General features: G+C 53.7%; 14 protein-coding genes. 3 read left to right on the forward strand and 11 right to left on the reverse strand.

The features are described 5' to 3' along the window. Positions 1–6 precede the first annotated feature (6 nt). The 6 genes from AC3ZPD_RS16785 to AC3ZPD_RS16810 all read right to left on the reverse strand — a co-directional run bounded on the left by AC3ZPD_RS16785 (position 7) and on the right by AC3ZPD_RS16810 (position 7,289). On the reverse strand, positions 7–1,626 hold the full coding sequence (locus AC3ZPD_RS16785) for an RHS repeat domain-containing protein (protein ID WP_490985439.1): 1,620 nt from the start codon (positions 1,624–1,626) through the stop codon (positions 7–9). A 277-nt stretch (positions 1,627–1,903) separates the two neighbouring features. Next, positions 1,904–2,989 carry a Gfo/Idh/MocA family protein gene (locus AC3ZPD_RS16790; protein ID WP_490985440.1) on the reverse strand — a complete coding sequence of 362 codons (1,086 nt, stop codon included), beginning with the start codon at positions 2,987–2,989 and terminating at the stop codon, positions 1,904–1,906. 6 nt (positions 2,990–2,995) lie between these two features. Continuing rightward, complete coding sequence (locus tag AC3ZPD_RS16795) at positions 2,996–3,937, reverse strand: cupin domain-containing protein (protein ID WP_490985441.1); 942 nt, start codon at positions 3,935–3,937, stop codon at positions 2,996–2,998. 34 nt (positions 3,938–3,971) lie between these two features. Next, complete coding sequence (locus AC3ZPD_RS16800) at positions 3,972–4,991, reverse strand: Gfo/Idh/MocA family protein (protein ID WP_490985442.1); 1,020 nt, start codon at positions 4,989–4,991, stop codon at positions 3,972–3,974. A 224-nt stretch (positions 4,992–5,215) separates the two neighbouring features. Beyond that, positions 5,216–6,220 carry an SDR family NAD(P)-dependent oxidoreductase gene (locus AC3ZPD_RS16805; RefSeq protein ID WP_490985443.1) on the reverse strand — a complete coding sequence of 335 codons (1,005 nt, stop codon included), beginning with the start codon at positions 6,218–6,220 and terminating at the stop codon, positions 5,216–5,218. A 79-nt stretch (positions 6,221–6,299) separates the two neighbouring features. Beyond that, positions 6,300–7,289 carry an aldo/keto reductase gene (locus AC3ZPD_RS16810; RefSeq protein WP_490985540.1) on the reverse strand — a complete coding sequence of 330 codons (990 nt, stop codon included), beginning with the start codon at positions 7,287–7,289 and terminating at the stop codon, positions 6,300–6,302. Positions 7,290–7,545: 256 nt separating this feature from the next. Between AC3ZPD_RS16810 and AC3ZPD_RS16815 the strand changes: the two genes are divergently transcribed. Further along, positions 7,546–8,514, forward strand: a complete 969-nt coding sequence (locus AC3ZPD_RS16815; RefSeq protein ID WP_490985444.1) for an AraC family transcriptional regulator — start codon at positions 7,546–7,548, stop codon at positions 8,512–8,514. A gap of 182 nt (positions 8,515–8,696) precedes the next feature. Here the strand turns inward: AC3ZPD_RS16815 and AC3ZPD_RS16820 are convergent, their stop codons facing one another. The 5 genes from AC3ZPD_RS16820 to AC3ZPD_RS16840 all read right to left on the reverse strand — a co-directional run bounded on the left by AC3ZPD_RS16820 (position 8,697) and on the right by AC3ZPD_RS16840 (position 18,524). Further along, positions 8,697–9,368 carry an ABC transporter ATP-binding protein gene (locus AC3ZPD_RS16820; RefSeq protein ID WP_490985445.1) on the reverse strand — a complete coding sequence of 224 codons (672 nt, stop codon included), beginning with the start codon at positions 9,366–9,368 and terminating at the stop codon, positions 8,697–8,699. Continuing rightward, the gene (locus AC3ZPD_RS16825) at positions 9,368–10,456 is read right to left on the reverse strand and encodes an ABC transporter permease (protein WP_490985446.1); all 1,089 of its coding nucleotides are present in this window, start codon (positions 10,454–10,456) and stop codon (positions 9,368–9,370) included. The genes AC3ZPD_RS16820 and AC3ZPD_RS16825 overlap by 1 nt, the downstream gene beginning before the upstream one ends. Positions 10,457–10,532: 76 nt before the next feature. Further along, on the reverse strand, positions 10,533–11,954 hold the full coding sequence (locus AC3ZPD_RS16830) for a sensor histidine kinase (RefSeq protein ID WP_490985447.1): 1,422 nt from the start codon (positions 11,952–11,954) through the stop codon (positions 10,533–10,535). A gap of 37 nt (positions 11,955–11,991) precedes the next feature. Then, positions 11,992–12,684, reverse strand: a complete 693-nt coding sequence (locus AC3ZPD_RS16835) for a response regulator transcription factor (protein WP_490985448.1) — start codon at positions 12,682–12,684, stop codon at positions 11,992–11,994. A 146-nt stretch (positions 12,685–12,830) separates the two neighbouring features. Continuing rightward, positions 12,831–18,524, reverse strand: a complete 5,694-nt coding sequence (locus AC3ZPD_RS16840) for a S8 family serine peptidase (protein ID WP_490985449.1) — start codon at positions 18,522–18,524, stop codon at positions 12,831–12,833. 713 nt (positions 18,525–19,237) lie between these two features. On the opposite strand from AC3ZPD_RS16840, the gene AC3ZPD_RS16845 reads away from it, so the two are divergent. Beyond that, positions 19,238–19,558: an ArsR/SmtB family transcription factor gene (locus tag AC3ZPD_RS16845; RefSeq protein WP_490985450.1), complete on the forward strand. Its 321-nt coding sequence runs from the start codon at positions 19,238–19,240 to the stop codon at positions 19,556–19,558. 1 nt (position 19,559) lies between these two features. Next, positions 19,560–20,522 carry a cation diffusion facilitator family transporter gene (locus tag AC3ZPD_RS16850; RefSeq protein WP_490985451.1) on the forward strand — a complete coding sequence of 321 codons (963 nt, stop codon included), beginning with the start codon at positions 19,560–19,562 and terminating at the stop codon, positions 20,520–20,522. Positions 20,523–20,669 lie beyond the last annotated feature (147 nt).

Consider the following 20,669-nt stretch of genomic DNA (forward strand, 5'->3'; position numbering starts at 1 on the left):
GTCAGATTAATTGAACGGGAATATTTTCTTGGTTCTTCGTACCAGGTTACCTTTTTCATCATATTCAAAAATCAACTTGTCTCCGCTAGGAAAAGTCAGCTCGTTTAGTCTTCCGGAAGGACTATACTGATAGCTAGACTCAGGGAGCAAATTCAAAATGGCAACCGTCAATTGGACTTGCTGCAAAACAAGTGAGTTTAGTTCCGATAAGGTTAAATAATAGGTTTGACCAGCTTCCAATTTAATTTCAAGCACCGTATAATCAATTCCAAATTCCTGATCCACTTCTTTGCTTGATAACAGTGGGTTTTGAAGCTCGAGGTTGTCATATAATGTAAGTAGTGGTTGTTTGGAGAGATCGGTAGTTTCCTTTACGACAAAACGATAAGTTCCCGCATCCGGAGCCTTGAACCGGTAATAAGCAGTTTTTCCTGCTTCATTGGAAACCAGCACAATTTGACGATTAAGGAGATCGGTAAAGTCATACTTTTCTGGCTCAGCAAATATAAATGCCCGATAAGGAGCCCCGAAGGTAACCGGTTGAACTGCAGCTGAAACCTGAATAACTGCGCCGGCAGGAATGGATATAGAAGTGAATGTCTGCTGATCGCCTTTCAAAATGAGATTGCCACTTTGGTCTTTCATCCAGTAATCGAAATAACGATTTCCAGCGGCACTTCCATTAGTCATCAAAGCTGCGTTAAATATACTGGTATTCTCAAAAGCTGCGCTGCTCCCTTGACTCAAAGTGCTTTTGAGCAATGCGGGCTCGGTACTTGGAGCCGCCTCAAAATAGGTTCCATAAGTAAAGGTTACGCTTTTCGGTGATACCACAGTAACAACAATAGATTGACCAGATAATAAGGATAGGCTTCCACTACCAGACATCCCCCCTTCATTCGGCTGTCCGTTTGCGCTATAAACAGCATAATCAAAGGAGGAGGTGCCCTCAGGAGAGGCATCACTTATTAAGGTATGAGTTTGGGTATCCGTGTTGGTGAAGACATAACTTTCATTTTGCGACAAAGTTACAGTCTTATCGGTAGGGGCCTCACCCTCTCCACCAACAAATGCAGAATAAACGCCGCCGAAGGTCACGGGCAAAGTCAAGGGGTATACTTGCATCGTATAACCTTCATGCACACCCACGGAGTTAAAATGATCATCATCTTCCGAATATACGGTTCCATCCGGTTTAGTAATTACATAAGCGAAATCATTCACACCCTGAATGGAATCAGGATAAATCCATTCGGTTTGATCACTGATATTGGTGAAATAATACAGTTCACCTTGCCGTAAAGTTTTTCGGAGCATAGCTGGATGTGGAGCCGGTTCCAAGGTAAATGTATCCGTGTAGGAAACTGTTATGGCATTGGCAGATTGACCGGTTACAATGGCATAACCATTAGAGGGAATAGATATATTCCCTGTTTCGTCAAAGCCAGCATCGTCTACGCTGCCGTCCTTTTTGTATACCGCAACATCGTATTTACCCCCGACATCAACCGCATTTGTTTTCATTGATTCGGTTTGAGAACCTGTATTTCTGAAGAGATAGGTCTCATTTATTCCAACTACTTGTTTGGAAATGGCAGCCCCATCTTTCCCTTGCCAAGAGAACAAACGATACATGGCTCCAAAGGTCACGGGAATATCTGAAACCGGAGTAACTACTCAATTTTTTGTTCGATACAATTAGAATTATCGTTCATATTCTTTTTTACTTTATAGTAAAAAAGTACCTTTTTATCTTAAAAATAGATTATTTTTAAAGTAAATAACAAAAAGCAGCCGCATAAATCTGCGGCTGCTTCACATGTTAAACAAGTCAAAAAAATATAAAAATCAAATCCATCATACAATGTATCCTTCGTTATTTCTTACTCCCTAATCCTCAAACCTACTCGTTCAAATAAACCGCCTTACCCGTGCGGGCCGATTCGTAAATAGCCTCCAGGATCTGCGAGACTACATAAGCCTGCTCCGGCGTAACGACCGGATCGCGGTCCTGCTCGATCGAATCGATCCAATCTTTCATTTCCAGATCGGTCCGGTTCATTTTAACGCCATCGTAGAAGGCTACGCCGCCGGAACCCAGTTCGACTTCCTTGGCAAAAAGGTTGCCGTGGTCTTCGCCGTTGATCCGCAGCCCCTGCTTCATGTCGGCTCCGCCTTCCGTTCCGCTCAGCGAACATTTCGCTTCATCGATGTCCAGCGTGTTCAAAGCCCAGCTCGCTTCCAGGTTGATGGTTGCGCCGTTTTCCATGATGATCATGCCGAAAGCCGAATCCTCTACCGTAAACTTCTTCGGATCCCAAGGCCCCCAGGCATTGGCCGCATTTTCGCGCTGGGACAGCTCATGATATTTGGTGCCGAGCACAACCTTTGGACGGTAGTTGTTCATCATCCAAAGCGTCAAATCCAAGGCGTGTGTACCGATATCGATCAGCGGGCCTCCGCCTTGCTTCTCTTCGTCGAGGAACACGCCCCAGGTTGGCACCGCTCTGCGCCGGATGGCATGCGCTCTGGCGTAATAAATATGGCCAAGCTCCCCGGCGTCGCAAGCTTTCTTCAAATGCTGGCTGTCCGGACGGAAGCGGTTGTCGTAGCCGATGGTCAGCTTTTTACCGGTGCTTTTCGCAGCCTCCACCATCTTCTTCGCATCCGCGGCGCTTTTGGCCATCGGTTTCTCGCACATCACGTGGTTGCCCGCCTCCAGCGCGGCAATCGAAATTTCCGCATGGGAATCGTTAGGCGTAAGTACATGTACGATGTCCAGTCCGCCGTCTTTCAGCAGCTCTTTATAATCCGTATAAACCTTCGCCCCTTCGGCGCCGTATTTCTCGGCCGCTTGTTCTGCCCGCTCCGGAACGATGTCACAGAAAGCGACAAGCTGAATGTTTTCCATTTTCCCCAGGCTTGGCAGGTGTTTGCCGTTTGCAATGCCGCCGCAGCCGATTATGCCCACACGGTATGTTTTACCCATCTTCGATCATCCTCGCTTCTCTTGTAAGGTTCTGCGGTAAGCCGCAGGAGTCATGCCGATTCTTTTCCGAAACACATTATGCAAATAGGTTACATGGTTAAAACCTTCCGACTGGGCGATCTGCTCCACCGTCAGAGCTCCGTCTTCAAGCTTGCGGCAGACCGCCTTCAGCCGGATATTTTCCAGCGCTTTGCTGAACGTTTTGTCCGGGCAGGCCTGGTTAAAAATCCGCTGCAGCTGCCGCGAGCTGATGTTCAGCCTCTCCGCCACGTTCTCCAGCGTTATCGGTGAAGCATGGTTCGCTTCCATAAACTGAATGGCGTATTGATAGCGGTAGGTGAGCATGTCGCGTCTCGGCGCCTCGGATTCCGTCTGAATTCCTTCCGGCACATAAGCCCTGACCGTTTTCAGCAGGATACCGACCACCAGATGTTTGATGGAGGTGTAATAGCCGGGCAGCTTGCCGTCGCATAACGCATAAGCTTCCAGGAAACAATCCATCGCCTTGTGCGTATCCATGGTTGGCGCAAGCGGCAGGCTCCTGAGCTTCTCCACGCATTCCTGAGCTTCCGCAATTTCCCAAGGGTCCACGCCGGCCCGGCGTTTCTCCGCAATATCGACATGCAGGCAAAATTCGTCCATAGCTTCCGCCGCGTCCGCCTCCTGGTGATGCATGACGCCCGGGGGCGTAAGATAAAGCATTTCCTCCGACAGCGCATGTTCCTGCCCATCCTCCCCGTCTCCGAAGATCACTTTGCCTTTCCCGGACGGAATGAAATGAAATTCAAATTCGGCATGATTGTGGAATCCCACGACCCGGCCAGCCGGGAAGGTCGTAAGATGGAAACGTAGCACCCTCAGCTCGTAATGTCCCCACGGGACGGTGATGTCGAGCCGCTCCAGCAGTTCCCGTTTGTCAAACCAGGGTTTAAAGGTTTTAGGGTCCATGACGAAATTCCTCCTGATTAAAAAAGTGCAGCGATCAGCCGTCCAGTTCTTCCAGCGTTACGATCCGTCTTTCCGCCGCCGAAAGGTTGGCTGCTTCCATCAGCGAAGTCAGCTGGGCGGCCGCCGCGATATTTTCCGAAGCTGCCGTGTCTTTCTGAATATGGGCCACCCACTGGTCAAAGGCGCTTTCCCGGTTAGGCTTAAGAGGCAGCTCTACCCAGCTCTCCTTCGCCTTCGGATCTACGCCTTCCACTTCCCTGCTCGTCTTGAGCAGCAGCTTCGGTTCCGGCGTTCCGTACAGCAGCGTGCCTTCGGTGCCGTGAATCTCGATCGTAAACGGAGAATGATTGTTGACGAAGCCCGCTTCGACGACGCCGATCGCTCCGGAAGCCGTGTAAAGGGTCGCTACAGCGTTGTCTTCTACATCCTTACCGGTCACATAGCCAAAATTCGCGCTGACGCCCGTAATCGGCTGATTCAGGAACAAGTTCGTCAAATACATCGGGTGGCAGCCCAAATCGATAAGCGCACCGCCTTGTGCCTGTTCCAAATTGTAAAAATGCTCCGGAAGCCATCCCGCCGTTGCCCCGTTGTGCGACAAGCGCACTCTGACGTATGTAATCTGCCCAATCGGGTTCCGGCTCAAAATATCCTGGATGGCTAATGTATAACCATCGTTCAAGCGGGGCAGGGAAACCGTAAACTTGATCTTATGATTTTCCGCTTCCCGCAAAATTTCGTTTAATTCTTGGGTGGTGGCGGCAATGACTTTCTCCGTAAAAATATGTTTGCCCGCCTTCGCTGCGGCCACCATAACCTCGCGGTGCCGGTTGGTCGGCGTAACGACAATCACGCCGTCGATATCTTCCCGGCCCAGCAGCTCACCCAGGGAGGCGATGAAAGGAACGCCCAGCCGCCCGGCCGCCTCTTGTCCCCGCTCGGGAAGTTCATCCCATACCGCGGCAATCTCTACATCCGGATGCGCCTGTGCCTGTTTCGTATAGTCCCAGGCGTGTACATGCCAATAGCTGATGATTCCGACTCTGACGCTCATTCGCTTTACCTCCGATATATATTATTCTGACAGCCACCTTTAAAATAGCACAAAGTTAAGCGCTTTTATATTAGAAAAATGCGACAACAAGATTATAATATCACGACATATAAAATCCATAAAAAACGGCGATGCCTGTCAGATTTTGAGGCCGTTTCCGCAGCTAACGCCGCGCGCAGCAAACAGCCGCTCCCCGGGGGGAGCGGCTGCAGCCTGAAAAACATTCAAATCTCGAGAGGTTCCCAGCCCAGCAGCCGTTCGCTCAAGCTCCAGAGGCGCTCGGCCGCTTCGGGATCCACGGCGTAAGGTTTTACGCCGGTTAACCGGGTCGCGTCGCTCATCCCCGTCTTTCCCTCAAACACCGGCATAAACGGAGCGATGTCGCAGTTCTCGCAGTAAACGCCGCCCCTGCCGTCAAGCTGCGGATGGACCGCGCACCAGACAGTTGTCGTGGCTCCCTGCTCAACCGTTTTCAACTGCTTCGCCGGATCAAGAATCGGATCCCCGTCCGCATCGAGTACGCCGCCGGCGATCAGCTCTTCCCGGGTAAGATATTTTTCGAGCCCGGTGTTGACAATGCTGCCCGGATGAAGCGCGAAAGCGCGGATGCCGTCCTTTTTCCCCCTCTTGTCCAATTCGACCGCAAACAAAATGTTCGCGGTTTTGGACTGTCCGTAAGCCGCCCAGCGGTCATATTCCCTTCTTTCAAAGTTCGGATCTTCAAAATTGACCGGGGAATAACGGTGCCCCAAAGAGGATACCGATACGATCCGGGCGCCGCCTGCCCGGCGCAAAGCGGGCCAAAGCCGGGTGGTCAGCTGAAAATGGCCCAGGTGGTTCGTGGCAAATTGATATTCGTATCCCCGTGCATCTCTGGCAAGCGGACAAGCCATGATGCCGGCGCTGTTCACCAAAATATGCAAAGGCCGCCCGGAAGCGACAAATTTTTCGGCAAATCCGTCAATCGAAGCGGGGTCCAGCAGATCCAGCTGTTCAATTTCTACCCGCTTTATATCTTTTAACGCCTTATACGCCCGGTCATAATCCCGCGCAGGCACGATGACCGCGGCTCCTGCGGAACTGAGCGCCCGCACGGTTTCCAGTCCAAGTCCCGAATAACCTCCCGTGACTATGGCCGTTTTTCCGTGAAGATCAAGGCCTGCAAGCACCTCATCAGTAGTTGAAGCCGCTCCAAATCCGGAGCCGATCGGCTGTTGTTTTGTGGTCATGATAATTCCCTCCTTTGGTTCTGCTTTTGTCTCATTCTAGCAACCGGCGTCCGGCGTCTGTCGATACATGCGTCCGTTTTTAGCGGTCGATGGTGGCCATCACCCAATCGGGATACCGCTGGCCTGAAATTTGATCAGGGGCCAGGGCTTCGTCCAGCGCATTCATCTCGGAAGCATCCAGCTCAACATCTGCGGCAGCGAGATTTTCTTCCATATATATACGGCGTTTGGTCCCAGGAATGGGAACGATGTTCTCTCCCTTGTGGAGCAGCCAGGCAAGCGAAATTTGCACGGGCGTCACGTTTTTCCCGGCTGCCACCTCGAAAACGATTTGCGCGGCCTTCTTGTTAACCTCATAATTTCCGCCCTGATAACGGGGATCGTGGCGGCGGTAATCGCCTTCCGGATATTCCTCCGCCCGTTTGACCTCTCCCGTCAAAAAACCGCGCCCCAGCGGGCTGAAGGGGACAAGTCCAATGCCAAGCTCCTGCAGGACCGGAAGGATTTCCGGCTCCAGATTGCGTTCCCAGAGCGAATATTCGCTTTGCAGCGCGGACACCGGATGGACGGCATGGGCCCGGCGAATGTTCGCAATCCCGGCTTCCGAAAGCCCAAAATACCGGACTTTTCCTTCTTTAACCAACTCGCCGACCGTGCCGGCTACCGCTTCCATGGGCACTGCCGGATCAACGCGGTGCTGATAGAGTAGGTCGATATATTCCGTTTTTAAACGGCGAAGGGAGCCCTCTACCGCTTCCCGGATCTGTTCAGGGCGGCTGGCTCTTTCCGCGCCGACCTGTTTTCCGTCCTTAAAAAGAAAACCGAATTTGGTGGCAAGCACCACCTGGTCGCGGCGGTCCTTAAAGGCGCGGCCAAGCAGCTCCTCATTGGTAAAAGGGCCGTACCCCTCTGCCGTATCAAAAAAGTTGCAGCCGAGTTCAACGGCCCGGTGCAGCGTAGCTATGGATTCCTGCTCGTCCGCAGGCCCGTAGGATTGGCTCATGCCCATACAACCAAGACCGATTGCAGAAACCTCAAGTCCTTGACGGCCCAGTTTGCGCCGATGAATAACCATGGTATTGTTTCCTCCCCTCTGCTATTCCCCCCGACTAAAGGAGGTATAACCACATTATCCGGTAAAAACGGAAGGCTCACTATACCCATTCCTGTACAATAATTGCCTGAGTCTGCAAGTATTTGTTTTTTCCCAATCGATAGCTATAGGATTTGGTCCGGAAATGCGCTATGCTTGTTGCGAGCTCAATGGCTGGGAAAAGGTGCAATTGGCTCGGCCAAACGGTTATCCAACAGGGAAGGTGAAAAACATGCTCCAACAGGAAGCTTTGCTGCAGCATTCAGATATAACGGACGTTCCAGACCATCAAGATCTATTAAACCTGCTTATAGCCAAGGCAGAGGAGCTAACCCGCAAAGAAGGGCCGACCGAAACGATCATTCCTTTTCTTTCCATTCATAGACGCCACCGGCCCGCCCCTCTTACGCCCGGCGTCATCACGCCTTCCTTTTGCCTTATTCTGCAAGGGAGCAAAACTCTTCATCTTGGGGACGACGTTTTGTATTATCATGCCGGCGATTATGTCGCTTCCATGATCGACATGCCTGCCTCCGGCCAGGTGATCCGGGCAACGCCCGAAACGCCTTTTATCGGCCTGCGGATCGATTTTACGATTCAGGAAATTACGTCCGTGATCATGGAAGCCGATATCCACATAAAATCCAAGGATAAAAAGCTGAGCACGGCAGCCTTTATCGGCAAATCCGATGCGGATCTGCTGGAGCTGTTCATTCGGCTGCTGAATTTGACAGGCAAACCGGCGCATGCTCCTTTTTTATCCGAACTTATCAAACGTGAAATGATTTTTATTATGTTGTCAGGGGCTTACGGCCATCTGTTCCTGCAGCAGGCGCTGTTCGACCGGCAGGAGAACGGCATTGCCCGGGCGATCGCCTGGATCCGGACCCATCTGTCCGAGTCCTTCACCGTGGAGGAGCTTGCCAAATTGTGCAGCATGAGCGTATCGGGATTCCATCACAAATTTAATGCGGTAACCACCATGGGGCCTTTGCAGTATCAAAAAAACCTCCGGCTGCAGGAGGCTCGTCGCCTTATGCTGGCCGATTCCCTGGATGCAGGCTCTGCGGCTTTGAAGGTGGGTTACCAAAGCGCCTCCCAATTCAACCGGGAATACCGGCGTTTGTTCGGGCTGCCGCCTCTGCAGGACATCAAGCAGCTGCGCAAAAATACCGCTCCGGACGCCGCGGAAGTAAAGTAAAGTAAAGATGAAGATCCAGAGGAGCCGCGGTCCCATTAAACCCCTTCGAACGCCAAAAAGACGTGACTGCCGTGATCATTTAAGCGATCGCGTCCAGTACACGTCTTCTTTACTTGCGCAGCCAGCTGCTTTCTATTTCCTTCTTCCTGCCTCTTGCCTGAAGCCTCCTTAGCTCCTAGTCCTTAGACCAGCTTTCCGTCCTGCAAATGCAGCACCCTGTCGCAATAATGGAGCATCCGCTCGTCATGGGTGACCATGACGGCCGCCTTACGCTCCGCCTTCACCTCATCGGCGATCATGCGCACGACCGTATCGCCGCGTGCGGCGTCCAGGCTGGCCGTCGGTTCGTCCGCCAGCAGGATGGAAGGTTGATTCATCCAGGCGCGGGCAATCGCGGCCCGCTGCTTCTCGCCGCCGGACAGCTTCTCCGGATAAAAACCGGCGCGGTGCCGCAGTCCAAGCCGCTCCAGCAGCTCACCCGCGCGGCGCCGGGCTTCGCGTTTGTCCATCCCGGCCAGCCTGGCGACAAACCGCAGCTGCTCCTCCACCTTCAAATAAGGGACCAGGTTGGCGCTTTGGAACATAAACCCGATTTCCCGCAGGCGGAGATCGGACAATTCCCGCCCGTTCAAACCCGCAAGCGTCCTTCCGTTGATCGTAACTTCGCCCGAGGTCGGGGTCAGCAGGGCCCCGGCGATGGACAGGAAGGTGCTTTTTCCCGAGCCGGAGGGCCCAAGCACCGCCACGAATTCCCCTTCTTTTACTTCAAAAGACAGTTCGTCCAAAATCGTTATCGTGGAATCGCCGTCGCCAAAGGTCCGGGTTACCCGGTTCAGCTTCATCATCGTTGTCATCAGGCAACCCTCCCGATCGCATCCAGCGCATCAATTTTGGCGACCCTGAGCGCCGACACCAAAGCTCCGGCCGCAGAGACAACAATCATAAGCAGCGCAGTTCCCGCCATTACGCCCGGTTCAAGCATAAACGGCATGCCGGAAGGCAGCGCGAGCGCCATTCCCCAGGTCAAGACGAGGCCAACCGCCACGCTGACCACAGACAGCAGCACCATCTGCAGCAGGACGCTGCCTGCCAGGTAGCCGGTTTTTACGCCGATCGCTTTCAGCACGCCGAATTGGCTTGTTTTCTGAAGGGTTATGACATAAGCGAACACCGTTAACACAAAAGCGGCGATCACAAACAAAAAGGCGATCATCATCGTTAAGGACGCCTGTTCAGCCGAATAACCCGGAATGGCGGAGATGGCCTCTTTTTTCGTGATCAGATCCACGTCTTTCAGCGTCGCGGCAGCGGCATCCGCCGTTCCTCGGTTACCCTGGACAGCAATGGCATTATAAACCGCTGCCCCGCCGCTTAGCTTGCCCCAATCCGCCAAGTTCATATAGACGACCGGAGCATGGCTGTAGGAGGCGTCGTCCGTGAACCCGCCCACCTTCCAGGATAAACCGCTGCTTTGATCCTTGATCAGGCTGCCCAGCTTGACGCCAGCCTCTTTGAGCCCGCTGTCCGCCAGCACTTCTCCTTCACCTGCCGCGCGGAGCGGCGTCCCTTCCGCAGCCTCGGGGGCCAGCAGACCGTCCGGATCGATTCCGAATACGGCAATATCCGTCTTTAACACGCCCCCGTCAACCGTGATCGTTCCCATGCGGACGCCCAGCGAAGTGGCATGCTCCTGTCCAATCGCCGCCTGGGCCTGCTGAATCGAAGATGAATCCAGCTGCGAACGGCTGAAGCGGTTATCCGAATTCTGCTGAAGCAAAAAATAGCGGGCCGGCATATTTTCCACGGAAGAAGCGTTGGCGTAAGCCAGCCCCCGGGCCAAACCCGTCACAAACAAAACCAAAAAGGTGACCAGCAGCATAATAACCAGCAGCAGCATATAACGCGCCTTGGCATGCCGGATTTCCCTGATCGATAAAAACATATCGGTTTCACTCCCTACCTGGCGTATCTAATTTACGTGCCCAGTATAGGAAGCCTGTATGAACGGAATATGAATTTCAGTTTACAAATGCGGGGAGCGTTACGGTAAAGGTGCTGCCTTCCCCAACGGTGCTCTCCACTTCGATCGTGCCTTTATGCAGGGTGATGATTTTACGGACGATGGAAAGCCCCAAACCGGTTCCGCTCGACGTACGTTCCCTTGATTTATCCGTTTTATAAAACCGGTCGAATACCAGCGGCAGCTCCTCGGCTGCGATGCCTTCTCCGGAATCCGTTACCGCGACCTTGCACCATTCGCCTTCTTTCCAGGCCCGGACTTTGATCGTCCCGCCGCTCGGCGTAAACTTCACCGCATTTGCCAGCAGATTCATCCAGACCTGGTACAGCAGTCCGCCGTTTCCGGCAGCCGTCAGCTCCGGCACGTTAAGCAGCAGTGCAATCTCCTTCTCGGCCAGCGGATATTCCAGCACCTGGGCGGCCTGTCTCAGCTGCTCCCGCAAAAGGACCGGCTCCGCCGCGAAACCTTCCGCCTGTTTGTCATCCAGCATGGACAGGGTCAGCAGCTGTTTGCTCAGAGAGGATAAACGCCGGGTTTCCTGCTCGATGATGCTTAAATAATGCTCCTGCTCTTCCGGCGAAGACTCCTGCTTCCTTAGGGCGGCCGCAAATCCCTGAATGGAAGCCAGCGGAGACTGGATTTCATGCGAAACATTGGACACGAATTCTTTGCGCGACTGGTCGGAACGTTGGATCTCCCGGCTCATTTTCTCAAAATGGGCGGCGAGCTGCCCGATTTCATCGCGGCGTCTGGTATACAGCTTGATGTCGTACCGTCCGCTGGCGATCGCTTTGGTCGCTTCCGTCAGCCGGGTGACCGGACGAACGACATGCCCCGTTGCGATCAGAAACAGCAGGATGCTGAACAGGACCGTAAACAGGAGGATCATCGCAAAAAAGCTCCGCAGCTCACCGAACTGCGCTTCCGTATCCGGCCGCATAAACAGCGCATAATTTCGCCCGGCGATCGTGACCCCGGCGCCTACCGTATTGCTGAGCCTGTTCTCGAAGAAGCCGGTAATCAGCGGGCCGCCGGGAAAATCGGCAACCCCGTGATAGGCTTGTCCGGCCAAAACCGACTTTACCTGCTGCTCCTTGAGATCAGTGATCCGGAATTTTCCACCATAGTAACTTTCCTCTCCGGCCCCGTCCGTCAAATACAGCTCGTATCCCAGCGCTCCCACGCTCTGCAGGTATTTGTCCGCGTCAGAGGTTATGCCCGGCTCTGGCAAACCCGCCGCGCCCGCAGCCTCCTGTTCCAGAAACGACCGGACCTGGTCCAGCATGCGGGAAAGCTTGACGTCATTGTAAGGCTTCAGTTTGGCATGATAATAAATGTTGGATACCATAAATCCGAACAGGCTGCTGACGATAATGGTAGACAGCGTGACCATACAGATGCGTAGGTATAAAGATTTCATTGGCCTGCAGCTCCAATCTTTAGACTGCGGGGCAGCCTCAGTCCGGATTTTTGTTCCCTTCGGAAACGTCCAGCTTGTAACCAAGCCCCCGTACCGTTTGAATATGAAAGATAGGCTCATAATCCGCAAAACGCTGACGCAGCCGTTTCACATGGACGTCCACCGTCCGCTCGTCGCCTGCGTAATCGCCGCCCCAAACTAAACGGATCAGCTCATCCCTTCCGAATAAACGTCCGGCAAATTGGGCCAGCTGCGCAAGCAGCTCAAATTCCTTGCGCGGCAGCAGCATGACCGCATCCCCGTCCCGGATTTCGTAATTCCTGCGGTCGATCATCAGCGGGCCCAGCCTGATGCGTTCTTTCGAAGCCAGCGAATAACGCCGGAATAATGCCTGGATGCGGAACAGCAGCTCCTCCGGCTCAAAAGGTTTCGTTACATAGTCATCCGTACCGTGGCGGAAACCTTGCTCTTTGTCCGCCAATTGCTCCCGGGCTGTCAGCAGAATGACCGGAATATCGTAGTTCTCCCGAATATAGCCGCACAATTCAAGTCCATCCATTTTGGGCATCATGACATCGACCACAGCCAGATCGAGGTCCTCGGCCGCCAGCTTGTCCACAGCCTCCAGCCCATCTTTGGCTTCAACCACGCTGTAGCCCTCCGCAGTCAGAAAATGCCTGAGCAGGGTACGGATATGGGCATCGTCGTCCGCGACCAGTAGTTTTTTCATAACGGGTTCTCCCTTTCCTTCACCGCTTATCGTTCCTCTTTAAAATTCAGTTTGAGTATAACATAAGGTTAAAAAAAGCACCTGTTCAGGCCGAAACCTGAACGGGTGCTTCTTCCGAAAAAATATTCACCGAAACGCAATCCTTGTTATCGGATCACAATCACATGCTCCGCCGTCGCTTTTGCCCCCTTATCGTCCGTAACGGTCAGCGTTACCGTGTACGAGCCTTTATGGCTGAATTTGTGGGAGGCAGACTGCTTGGTAGCGGTATTGCCGTCGCCGAAATCCCATTGGTATTTGACGATTCTGCCGTCAGGATCACTGGAACCGGCGGCGCTGAATGTGATTTTTTCCTTCTTGTCGCCATGGTCGGCAGCCTCGATCACCGCTAACGGAGGCAGGTTGGCTGGAGGAGTCGGATCTCCTGGGTCACCTGGGTCACCTGGGTTTCCAGGGTTTCCGGGATCCCCTGGTTCGCCGGGATTTCCGCCGTCCGTTTCACCCACATAAAGTTTGCCTGGAGCTTCGGCTTCAACCTCATTGCCTGCGGCATCAGACGCCGTGATGACGATTACGCCGCCGTCCAGCTGCAAGGAAGCAGGCGTTGAATAGGTGCCTTCATAATGTCCCGGCTCCGTTTCCGTCATGACCACGCCGCCGCGGGCAAAAGTGCTCATAGGCAGCGGTAGTTCGATTCGGAAGGAAGCCGTCAAGCCAGGCACGCTGTCAAACGAAACGGTCACCGGCTCTCCGGAAGCAATATGCACGTCTTGCGAAGGCTCCATATTCGTCAGCTCCGGCAGAGCCGTGCTGACATGAACGGTGCGCACTTCCGTCGTTTCGTTGCCGGCCAAATCCCGGGCCGTAACGGTAATCGTATTATCTCCTTCTTCCACGATAAGTTTTGAGGTAAAGCTGCCATCGCTGTTCCGCTCCACCGGCTGTCCGTTCACGAGCAAGGCGTCAAAGTTCTCGTCGGACGTTGTGCCGGTAACCGTCACGACTTCGCCGTTCATCAACGTGCCTTCAGCCGGCGTGGTTACAACCAGCTCAGGCGCCGTCTGATCCAGCGTGATCACGACCGGTTCCGAACGGTCGGTTGCTTTCCCGTTCACCTCGGCCTCTGCGGTTAAGGTGTTGCTGCCAGGATGCAGCGTAACGGGAACGCTGAAGGCCTTGTTTTCAATAACGCCGGTTCCTGCAGCCGTATCGTCATTGTAGATCGTAATCTCGGAGCCTTCCGCAGTGGAAGTCCCGGTAACGGTCAAATCGGCCGCATTTGTGTAAGAGGCGGTAACCGGCGTCAAAATAACAGGCGCATTAACCGCGTATTTGACTTCGGCCCGGACCATAAAGTTGCCTTCTACGGCGGACGGGGCCCAAACTCCGCTCACCCGTTCCCAAGCGCGTCCGGTCGCTTCCGTATCTTCGTCCGTAGCAAGCGCCGGGGAAGCACCGCCCGCGGCCGGCTGAATGTACACGATGTAGAAGTCGCCCTGAACCGTAACCGGCTGCGGCAGTTCTACCTCCGTCCACTGCGTTTCGTCCCGAAGGGCGGTCGCATCGAATGGGCCCGCTACCAGGTTGCCGGGAGCACCATCAGCACCGGTTGCGTCATACACGGCATATTGGAAAGCCGTGCCGCCCGGAGACGGGAACGTTTCATCCCAGAAGACAAGCCGTGCGCCGGTAATCATTGCCGCTTCGGAATCCGGCGTAAAGCGGATGCCCCAAGCGTTGCCGCCGGCGTTAAACGCCCAGGCGTTTTCCGCGGTTCCGTCGTCATAGGCCAGTTCACCTTCAATGCCGACAAACGGCTTCAGGCTTACCTCAATCTGGGTGCTGTCGTTCCCGGCGACGGTGACCGTTTCGGTTTTGGAGTAATAATCGCCCGCTTGTACCAACAGGCTGTAGGTTCCTTCAAGCAAAGTCAAAGTAAAGCTGCCGTCTTCGGCAGTTTGCGCCGGGGCTACTTTCGTATCCTCCACGGCCAGTACCCGGGCATTCGCAATCGGCTCGCCCGTGCGTTCATCCGTGACCACGCCATGCACCACTCCTCTAGGGATCGGCTCCAGGCTGAAATTGACTTTGGCGGTTTCGCCGTCTGCAATGGTCACCGGTTTGGTTTGCGGGTAATAACCGTAGGCTTCCGCCTTCAGGTTATAATCGCCCGCTATATGCGTCAGGCTGTATTTGCCTGAGGCCGGATCCGTATTTACCGATCGGCCGGTTTCAAGAACCGTGACGGTTGCGCTGGTTGGCAAACTTTGAATGCCGATATCCACGGCGCCGCCTTCAGGCCGGGCCGAAACACCGGATGAAACCGCGTGTTCAGCATGGGCAGCGGATTTTGCCTGCTGCTCAAAGGTTTTCTGATCCGTTACCGTCCGCTTGAACAACGGTTCTACGGAAGGATTTTTAACCGATTCCGGTTTCGCTTCGACCATCCGGTCCCGGGAAGCGCCTTCCGGCGAGGAGACCGCCAGGATGCGGAAGTCGTCCAAGTACCAGCCCGGGAAAGTCACGCTGCCATCCGAAGTAAGCCGGAAGCGGATCTGAACGCTGGAACCGGCGTATTCCGTCAAATCGGAGATCACAGGTGTCCAATGCGTGCCGTCGTTAGCTCCGGTAAAGCCGGTCAGCTCGTTCCAGGTAGCTCCGCCGTCGCGGGTAATTTCCACGTAGGCATTATCGTAACCGGCCTCTATCGCATACCAGTTGTTAAACAGCAGAACAGCTTCGGGAACATTGGTCAAATCAATAACCGGCGAATAAAGAGAAGCGTTTGCGCCGTTTTCATAACTCCCGTCGAGGTCGGTTCCCCATACATTCGGCGGGGAAGCGGCTGCCTGCAGCTGAGGAACGTTTGGCGTTCCCCGCTCCCATTCATCCTGCGTTCCGGAATGCGTCCAGCCGTTATCGCTGTCCGAATCAAAGGAATCGCTATAGACGACCTCAGGGGCATGAATGTCCAGGGAAACTTCATTTGAGTCTGGCCCCGTATTGCCGCTGTAATCAACGGCTGCCACTTTGTAATAATAGGTGGCGTCCGTCGCCGATAAAGTATCCACATAACCCGGCTCCTGCGAGGTGCCGATCTCTTCATAACTTGCGTTATCGTTCTCGGAACGATAAATCTTGAACTGTTTAAGGTCCTCATCCTGCGGAGCGGTCCAGGTCAAGCTTACATTCCCCAGAATGTCCGCCGATGCGGTCAGCCCGGTTGGCGCCAAAGGAGGCGTTTGATCGAGATCCTCCACTTTAAAATCATCGATATACCAGCCGGCCGCCTGGCCGCCGCCATCGCTCACAAGGTCAAACAAAACCGAAACGGTTTCGCCCTTGTACGGCGTAAGGTCCAGGTACTGCGTTTTCCAGCCGCCGCTTTGGCCGTCAAACCGGTTCACCGGCACGAATTCATTCCCGGTGCTTTCGGAGGCCAAATACACGGTGCCGGAATCGAAATTATCCTCGATGTCGTACCATTGCTTGAACGAAACAAGCGCTCCGCTCTCGCTGTCGGTAAGATCAATAGGAGGAGCGAGCAGGTACGAATTAGAGCCCGCCGCATAGGTGCCGGTCAGGTTGGTAGCAAACACCTTGTCTCCGGAAGCCGCCGATCCCGGACCGCTGACCGGTGTTCCCCACTCCCAAGGTTTCCCTGCGCCGCCTGTCGAGAAGCCGACAAAACCGTTTTCAAAATCCTCCACATAACCCGCTTTGACGCCGCTGCTGACTTCTACCGGATAAATTTCCGAATCATATCCGTTGTTGCCGTAATCATTGACGCGGATATAATATTCCAGTCCTGCAGGCTGTACGAGGAAAGAAGGGATGGACGCGGCATAAACGCCGTCTTTGTAGTCGCCGGAAACCCGTTCTGCCGGAATATACACGTAATTGGACATTCCTTTGGTTCTGGCATAAACGTCTACGTTCAGGATACTGACGTCATCCGTCGCATGGATGGTGATCGGAAGATCGGAGCCGACGAACGCAGCCGTTACCGGCGTATGTTCGATCACCGGCTCTTCCGTATCGTCCCCGCCCGTGCTCACTTTCCCGGAAACGGAGCCTATGCCCTCCAGGACGGAGCCGACGGCGTCAAGCGCATTTACAATGCCGTGTCCGTACCCGTTATTCGGAGAAGTCGGGAACTGGCCGTCGGTTCTTGGCACCGCCGTGTCCATCAGGATGTTCTCCAGGTCATCCACCGTTAAAGAATGGTTGGCCTGCAGCAGCAAGGCCGCAATAGCCGTCGTGTGAGGGCCTGCCATGGAGGTCCCGTTCCAGCCCCCTTCATATCCGCCAGGGACGGAAGAACGGATGTTGACGCCAGGCGCGGAAACCTCCGGTTTGACTTCGCCGTATGGCGAAGGCCCCTGCAGCGAGAAATCCGCAAGCTGATCATTGATGTCGGTTGCCCCGGTAGCAAAAGCCTCCGGATAGTTGGCCGGATTCGCTACGGAGCCCGGACCGCCGGGATTGGTCAAGGTCGTGTTGCCGGCAGAGAACTCCGGAAAAATCTGGGCGTCCCGCCAAGCCTGAACCGTCGGCCGGAACCATTCATCCAGCCCGGGGCCGCCTCCCCAGGAGTTGTTCACCACGTCCGGAGCCAGCTCCGGATGCAGGTTGCCTTCATCGTCCACCGGAGCCATCAGCCACTGGGCTCCGTCCAAAATGATGCTGTCCGTCGTATCCGGATTAAAAATCCGTACGGCAATCCACTTGGCTCCCGGCGCTACGCCGATTTTGTTGGTGCCGTTTTCTTCGGAACCCACCATGGTTCCCATCGTATGGGTGCCGTGTCCTTCGTTGTCATTCGGCAGCGGATCCCCGCTGTAGGCGTCATACCAGCTCAGCTCAGGGTGAACGATATTGCCGTTCGCGTCCAGGCCGCGCCATTTTCGTTCCAGCGCCGGGTGCGTATAATCGACTCCCGTATCGAGACTCGCCACCACAATGCCGGTGCCGTCGATGCCTTTGGCCCATACTTCCGGAGCGTTCACACGCTCAATGTTCCATTCTACGTTAGGGTCGTCTGCGGTTGGCGATTTGCCGCTGCCGCTTTGTGAAGTTTTGGTGTCTTGTCCCGTTTGAACGCCAAGCGAAATTCCGCTGGACGATCCGGGTTTCGAGGTGCCCGGAGCAGGAGCGGCCGGGGCTGAGGAGGCCGCAGGCGCTGCGCCGTTTTTCCCGCCTGCGCTCCCTTTGTCCTTGTCCGCCGCAGCGCCTGATTGGGGAGCGCTGCCGCTTGGCGTCTGCACGGCGGCCGCCGGTTTTTCAAGGGTTGGCGTCACCGTCGTATCCTGCAAATACCGGGTTTCATCCGGCAGGATTTTGTCTACCTCGCCCCGTTTGGCGATGGCCTCCATCACTTCCTTGGTACTGGTGACGGCAAGCGCGTTCACAATAAAGTAGCTTTTATAAGTTTTGACCTTTCCTGCTTCCATGGCATCATCCAAATATTGTTCAAGGGAAAATTGCGTTTGCGAAGCGGTTGCGCGGAGGGAGCTGACGACGGCCGAACGGGCCGACAGCTTGGCGGCGGATGGGGTCGCCTTTTGCAGCGAAGCTTTTTGCATCGCCTGCCGGGATACCGAGGTCGTGTCCGTCTGCTCCTTCATTTTCACCAGATAGGTGACATATTCCGATTGATCAAATTGTTTGTTGAGTTTGGGATCCACTTTCACGGCCTGCGTTTCTACATGGGTGTTTCTCAAGCTGAAATAGTCAGCAGATTTTGCGCTTGCCGGATTAAAGGGCGTGATAAGCGAAAATGTTAGCAGCATCGTCATTCCGATCGAAAAATGCTTGTTCAACCTGTTTCGATTAACCAAACTTCACCGCTCCTTTTACTAGGAATTTAGATGAATTTTTTTACTGCCTCTTCAGTCTGCTGACCTCAAATAAACCTGAAACATTCGAAAATTTTTCCTAAAGAAGCATCACCTCCTTTCAGAGAAACCTCAAATTCAAGGCGAAAGCAATAAGTTTGGAATGGACTAGCTAGGATATTTAAGTTGGTGATCAGGGAATACGTTAATGTGCAGGGATCCTGGCTTCTTGTCCATGAACCCGCAGGCTCCGTTAGGAGAAAATCAGACAGGAGCAGATCGTAGGAGTGGCGAATAGAGGTGGATAACACTTGACAGCCAATTTAATCTGTCAGGTTATGAATAGAATTGACGATAGCTTGTTTGAATTAAAGTCAGTATAATTGCATAAAAATGGAAGCACAAGCATGAATATTGGAAAATATCTGTATTTTTTACATTTTGATTCATTAGTCCCACTTCGGATAAGACTGAAGTAACTATCGAATTGACCGTCGGTAAGTCCATTTCTCCCGGTTCGTTCTTTTTTCCTATGACAACTTGTGTCAGAAAAAGGGGAACGGCTTAACTTCTTTTGACAATTTCGCCTTTACTATCATACACTATATATGAGCATATGCTCATATATAAGACAACCAAAAAACGAATGGACAGATTATAAATATCAAAGGGTATCTTAATCCAACAAACTCGACCGAAAGCGGTGAACGGAAATCATGAAACAGCAGGACCACGCCTTTTTAACGGAAGATACGGTCGATCGGGCTTCAAGAATTTTTAAGGCGCTAGGCGATCCGACCCGGATTAAAATTTTATATTTGCTCTCCCAGGAAGAATGTTCGGTCAATCATATTACGGAAGTGCTTAACCTGACTCAGTCCGCCGTCTCCCATCAGCTCGGCTTTCTGCGCAGCCTGCGGCTGGTCAAGTTTCGACGGGAGGGAAACACTTTATATTACACTTACGAAGACGAACACGTTATCACGATTCTGAACCAGGTTTTAAGCCATATCCAATGCGGTCTGGAGGTCGTTTAGCATGGAGCAACACAGCCAACACAGCCATACTCATAGTCATAGTCACCAGCACGGTCATTCCCACAGCCACTCCCACCAGCATTTCGAAGAGCTCAGGAACGGAAATTCCAAAGGACTGACAATCGCTTTAATCACAACCTCCGTCATCCTGCTGCTGGAATTTTTCGGCGGTTTGTTCACCAACAGCTTGGCGCTGCTGTCCGATTCAGGCCATATGCTGAGCGATGTGGCGGCTCTGCTGCTCAGCCTGATCGCCTTCAAGTTCTCTTCCAGGCCGGCAACACCGGATAAAACGTTCGGCTTCTACCGGTTTGAAATTTTGGCCGCCCTGCTGAACGGCATTGCCTTGTTCGTTATTGCCGGTCTGATCGTATGGGAAGCGGTCGGCCGCTTGGCTCACCCGCCTGAAGTAGGAAGCGGCCCCATGATGCTGATCGCTATCGTCGGCCTGATTGCTAATCTGATCAGCGCCGTTTCCCTGATGACTAAAGGTGATGTGAAAAATAACGTGAACATGCGCGGCGCCTACCTCCATGTGCTCGGAGATGCGCTCGGTTCCGTCGGCGCCATTGTGGCCGGTATTTTGATGTACGCCTTCGGCTGGTATATCGCCGATCCGATCATCTCGGTTGTCGTGGCCCTGCTCATTCTAAAGAGCGGCTGGGGCGTCATTCAGAATTCCGTTCATATCCTGATGGAGGGCACTCCGAATACGGTCAACCAGGAAGAGGTGAAAGCCGAGCTTGAAAGCATCGACGGCGTCGTCAATGTCCACGACCTGCATATCTGGTGCATCACCTCCGGGCTGGATGCGCTGAGCTGCCACCTGCTGATCGGCGAAGAGCAGAAATATCAGGATGTCCTGCAGCAGGCCATCAACCGGCTCAAGGACAAATTCGGTATCGAACACACGACCATTCAGGTCGAATGCGCCAAGATTAAACATCAGGAATTGAAGATCTAATGCGAAAATGATAAACGGCAAAAAGCCCACCCACGGAAGACTGAAGTTTCACGTGAGCGGGCTTTTCCTTTGATGCCATCGTTGCGCCAACACCAACGCCAGCCACGCCAAAGGCCTTGAGGCCCCTAATCTGCGGGCTTGCATTTG

It is taken from the genome of Paenibacillus mobilis, assembly GCF_058267595.1.

Excerpts from the sequence above, each read along its gene's own strand:
- AC3ZPD_RS16820 (WP_490985445.1), bottom strand. The coding sequence starts at position 9,368 with ATGACAACGATGATGAAGCTGAACCGGGTAACCCGGACCTTTGGCGAC.
- AC3ZPD_RS16815 (WP_490985444.1), top strand. The coding sequence starts at position 7,546 with ATGCTCCAACAGGAAGCTTTGCTGCAGCATTCAGATATAACGGACGTT.
- AC3ZPD_RS16805 (WP_490985443.1), bottom strand. The coding sequence starts at position 6,220 with ATGACCACAAAACAACAGCCGATCGGCTCCGGATTTGGAGCGGCTTCA.
- AC3ZPD_RS16845 (WP_490985450.1), top strand. The coding sequence starts at position 19,238 with ATGAAACAGCAGGACCACGCCTTTTTAACGGAAGATACGGTCGATCGG.
- AC3ZPD_RS16800 (WP_490985442.1), bottom strand. The coding sequence starts at position 4,991 with ATGAGCGTCAGAGTCGGAATCATCAGCTATTGGCATGTACACGCCTGG.
- AC3ZPD_RS16835 (WP_490985448.1), bottom strand. The coding sequence starts at position 12,684 with ATGAAAAAACTACTGGTCGCGGACGACGATGCCCATATCCGTACCCTG.
- AC3ZPD_RS16825 (WP_490985446.1), bottom strand. The coding sequence starts at position 10,456 with ATGTTTTTATCGATCAGGGAAATCCGGCATGCCAAGGCGCGTTATATG.
- AC3ZPD_RS16850 (WP_490985451.1), top strand. The coding sequence starts at position 19,560 with ATGGAGCAACACAGCCAACACAGCCATACTCATAGTCATAGTCACCAG.
- AC3ZPD_RS16830 (WP_490985447.1), bottom strand. The coding sequence starts at position 11,954 with ATGAAATCTTTATACCTACGCATCTGTATGGTCACGCTGTCTACCATT.
- AC3ZPD_RS16790 (WP_490985440.1), bottom strand. The coding sequence starts at position 2,989 with ATGGGTAAAACATACCGTGTGGGCATAATCGGCTGCGGCGGCATTGCA.
- AC3ZPD_RS16795 (WP_490985441.1), bottom strand. The coding sequence starts at position 3,937 with ATGGACCCTAAAACCTTTAAACCCTGGTTTGACAAACGGGAACTGCTG.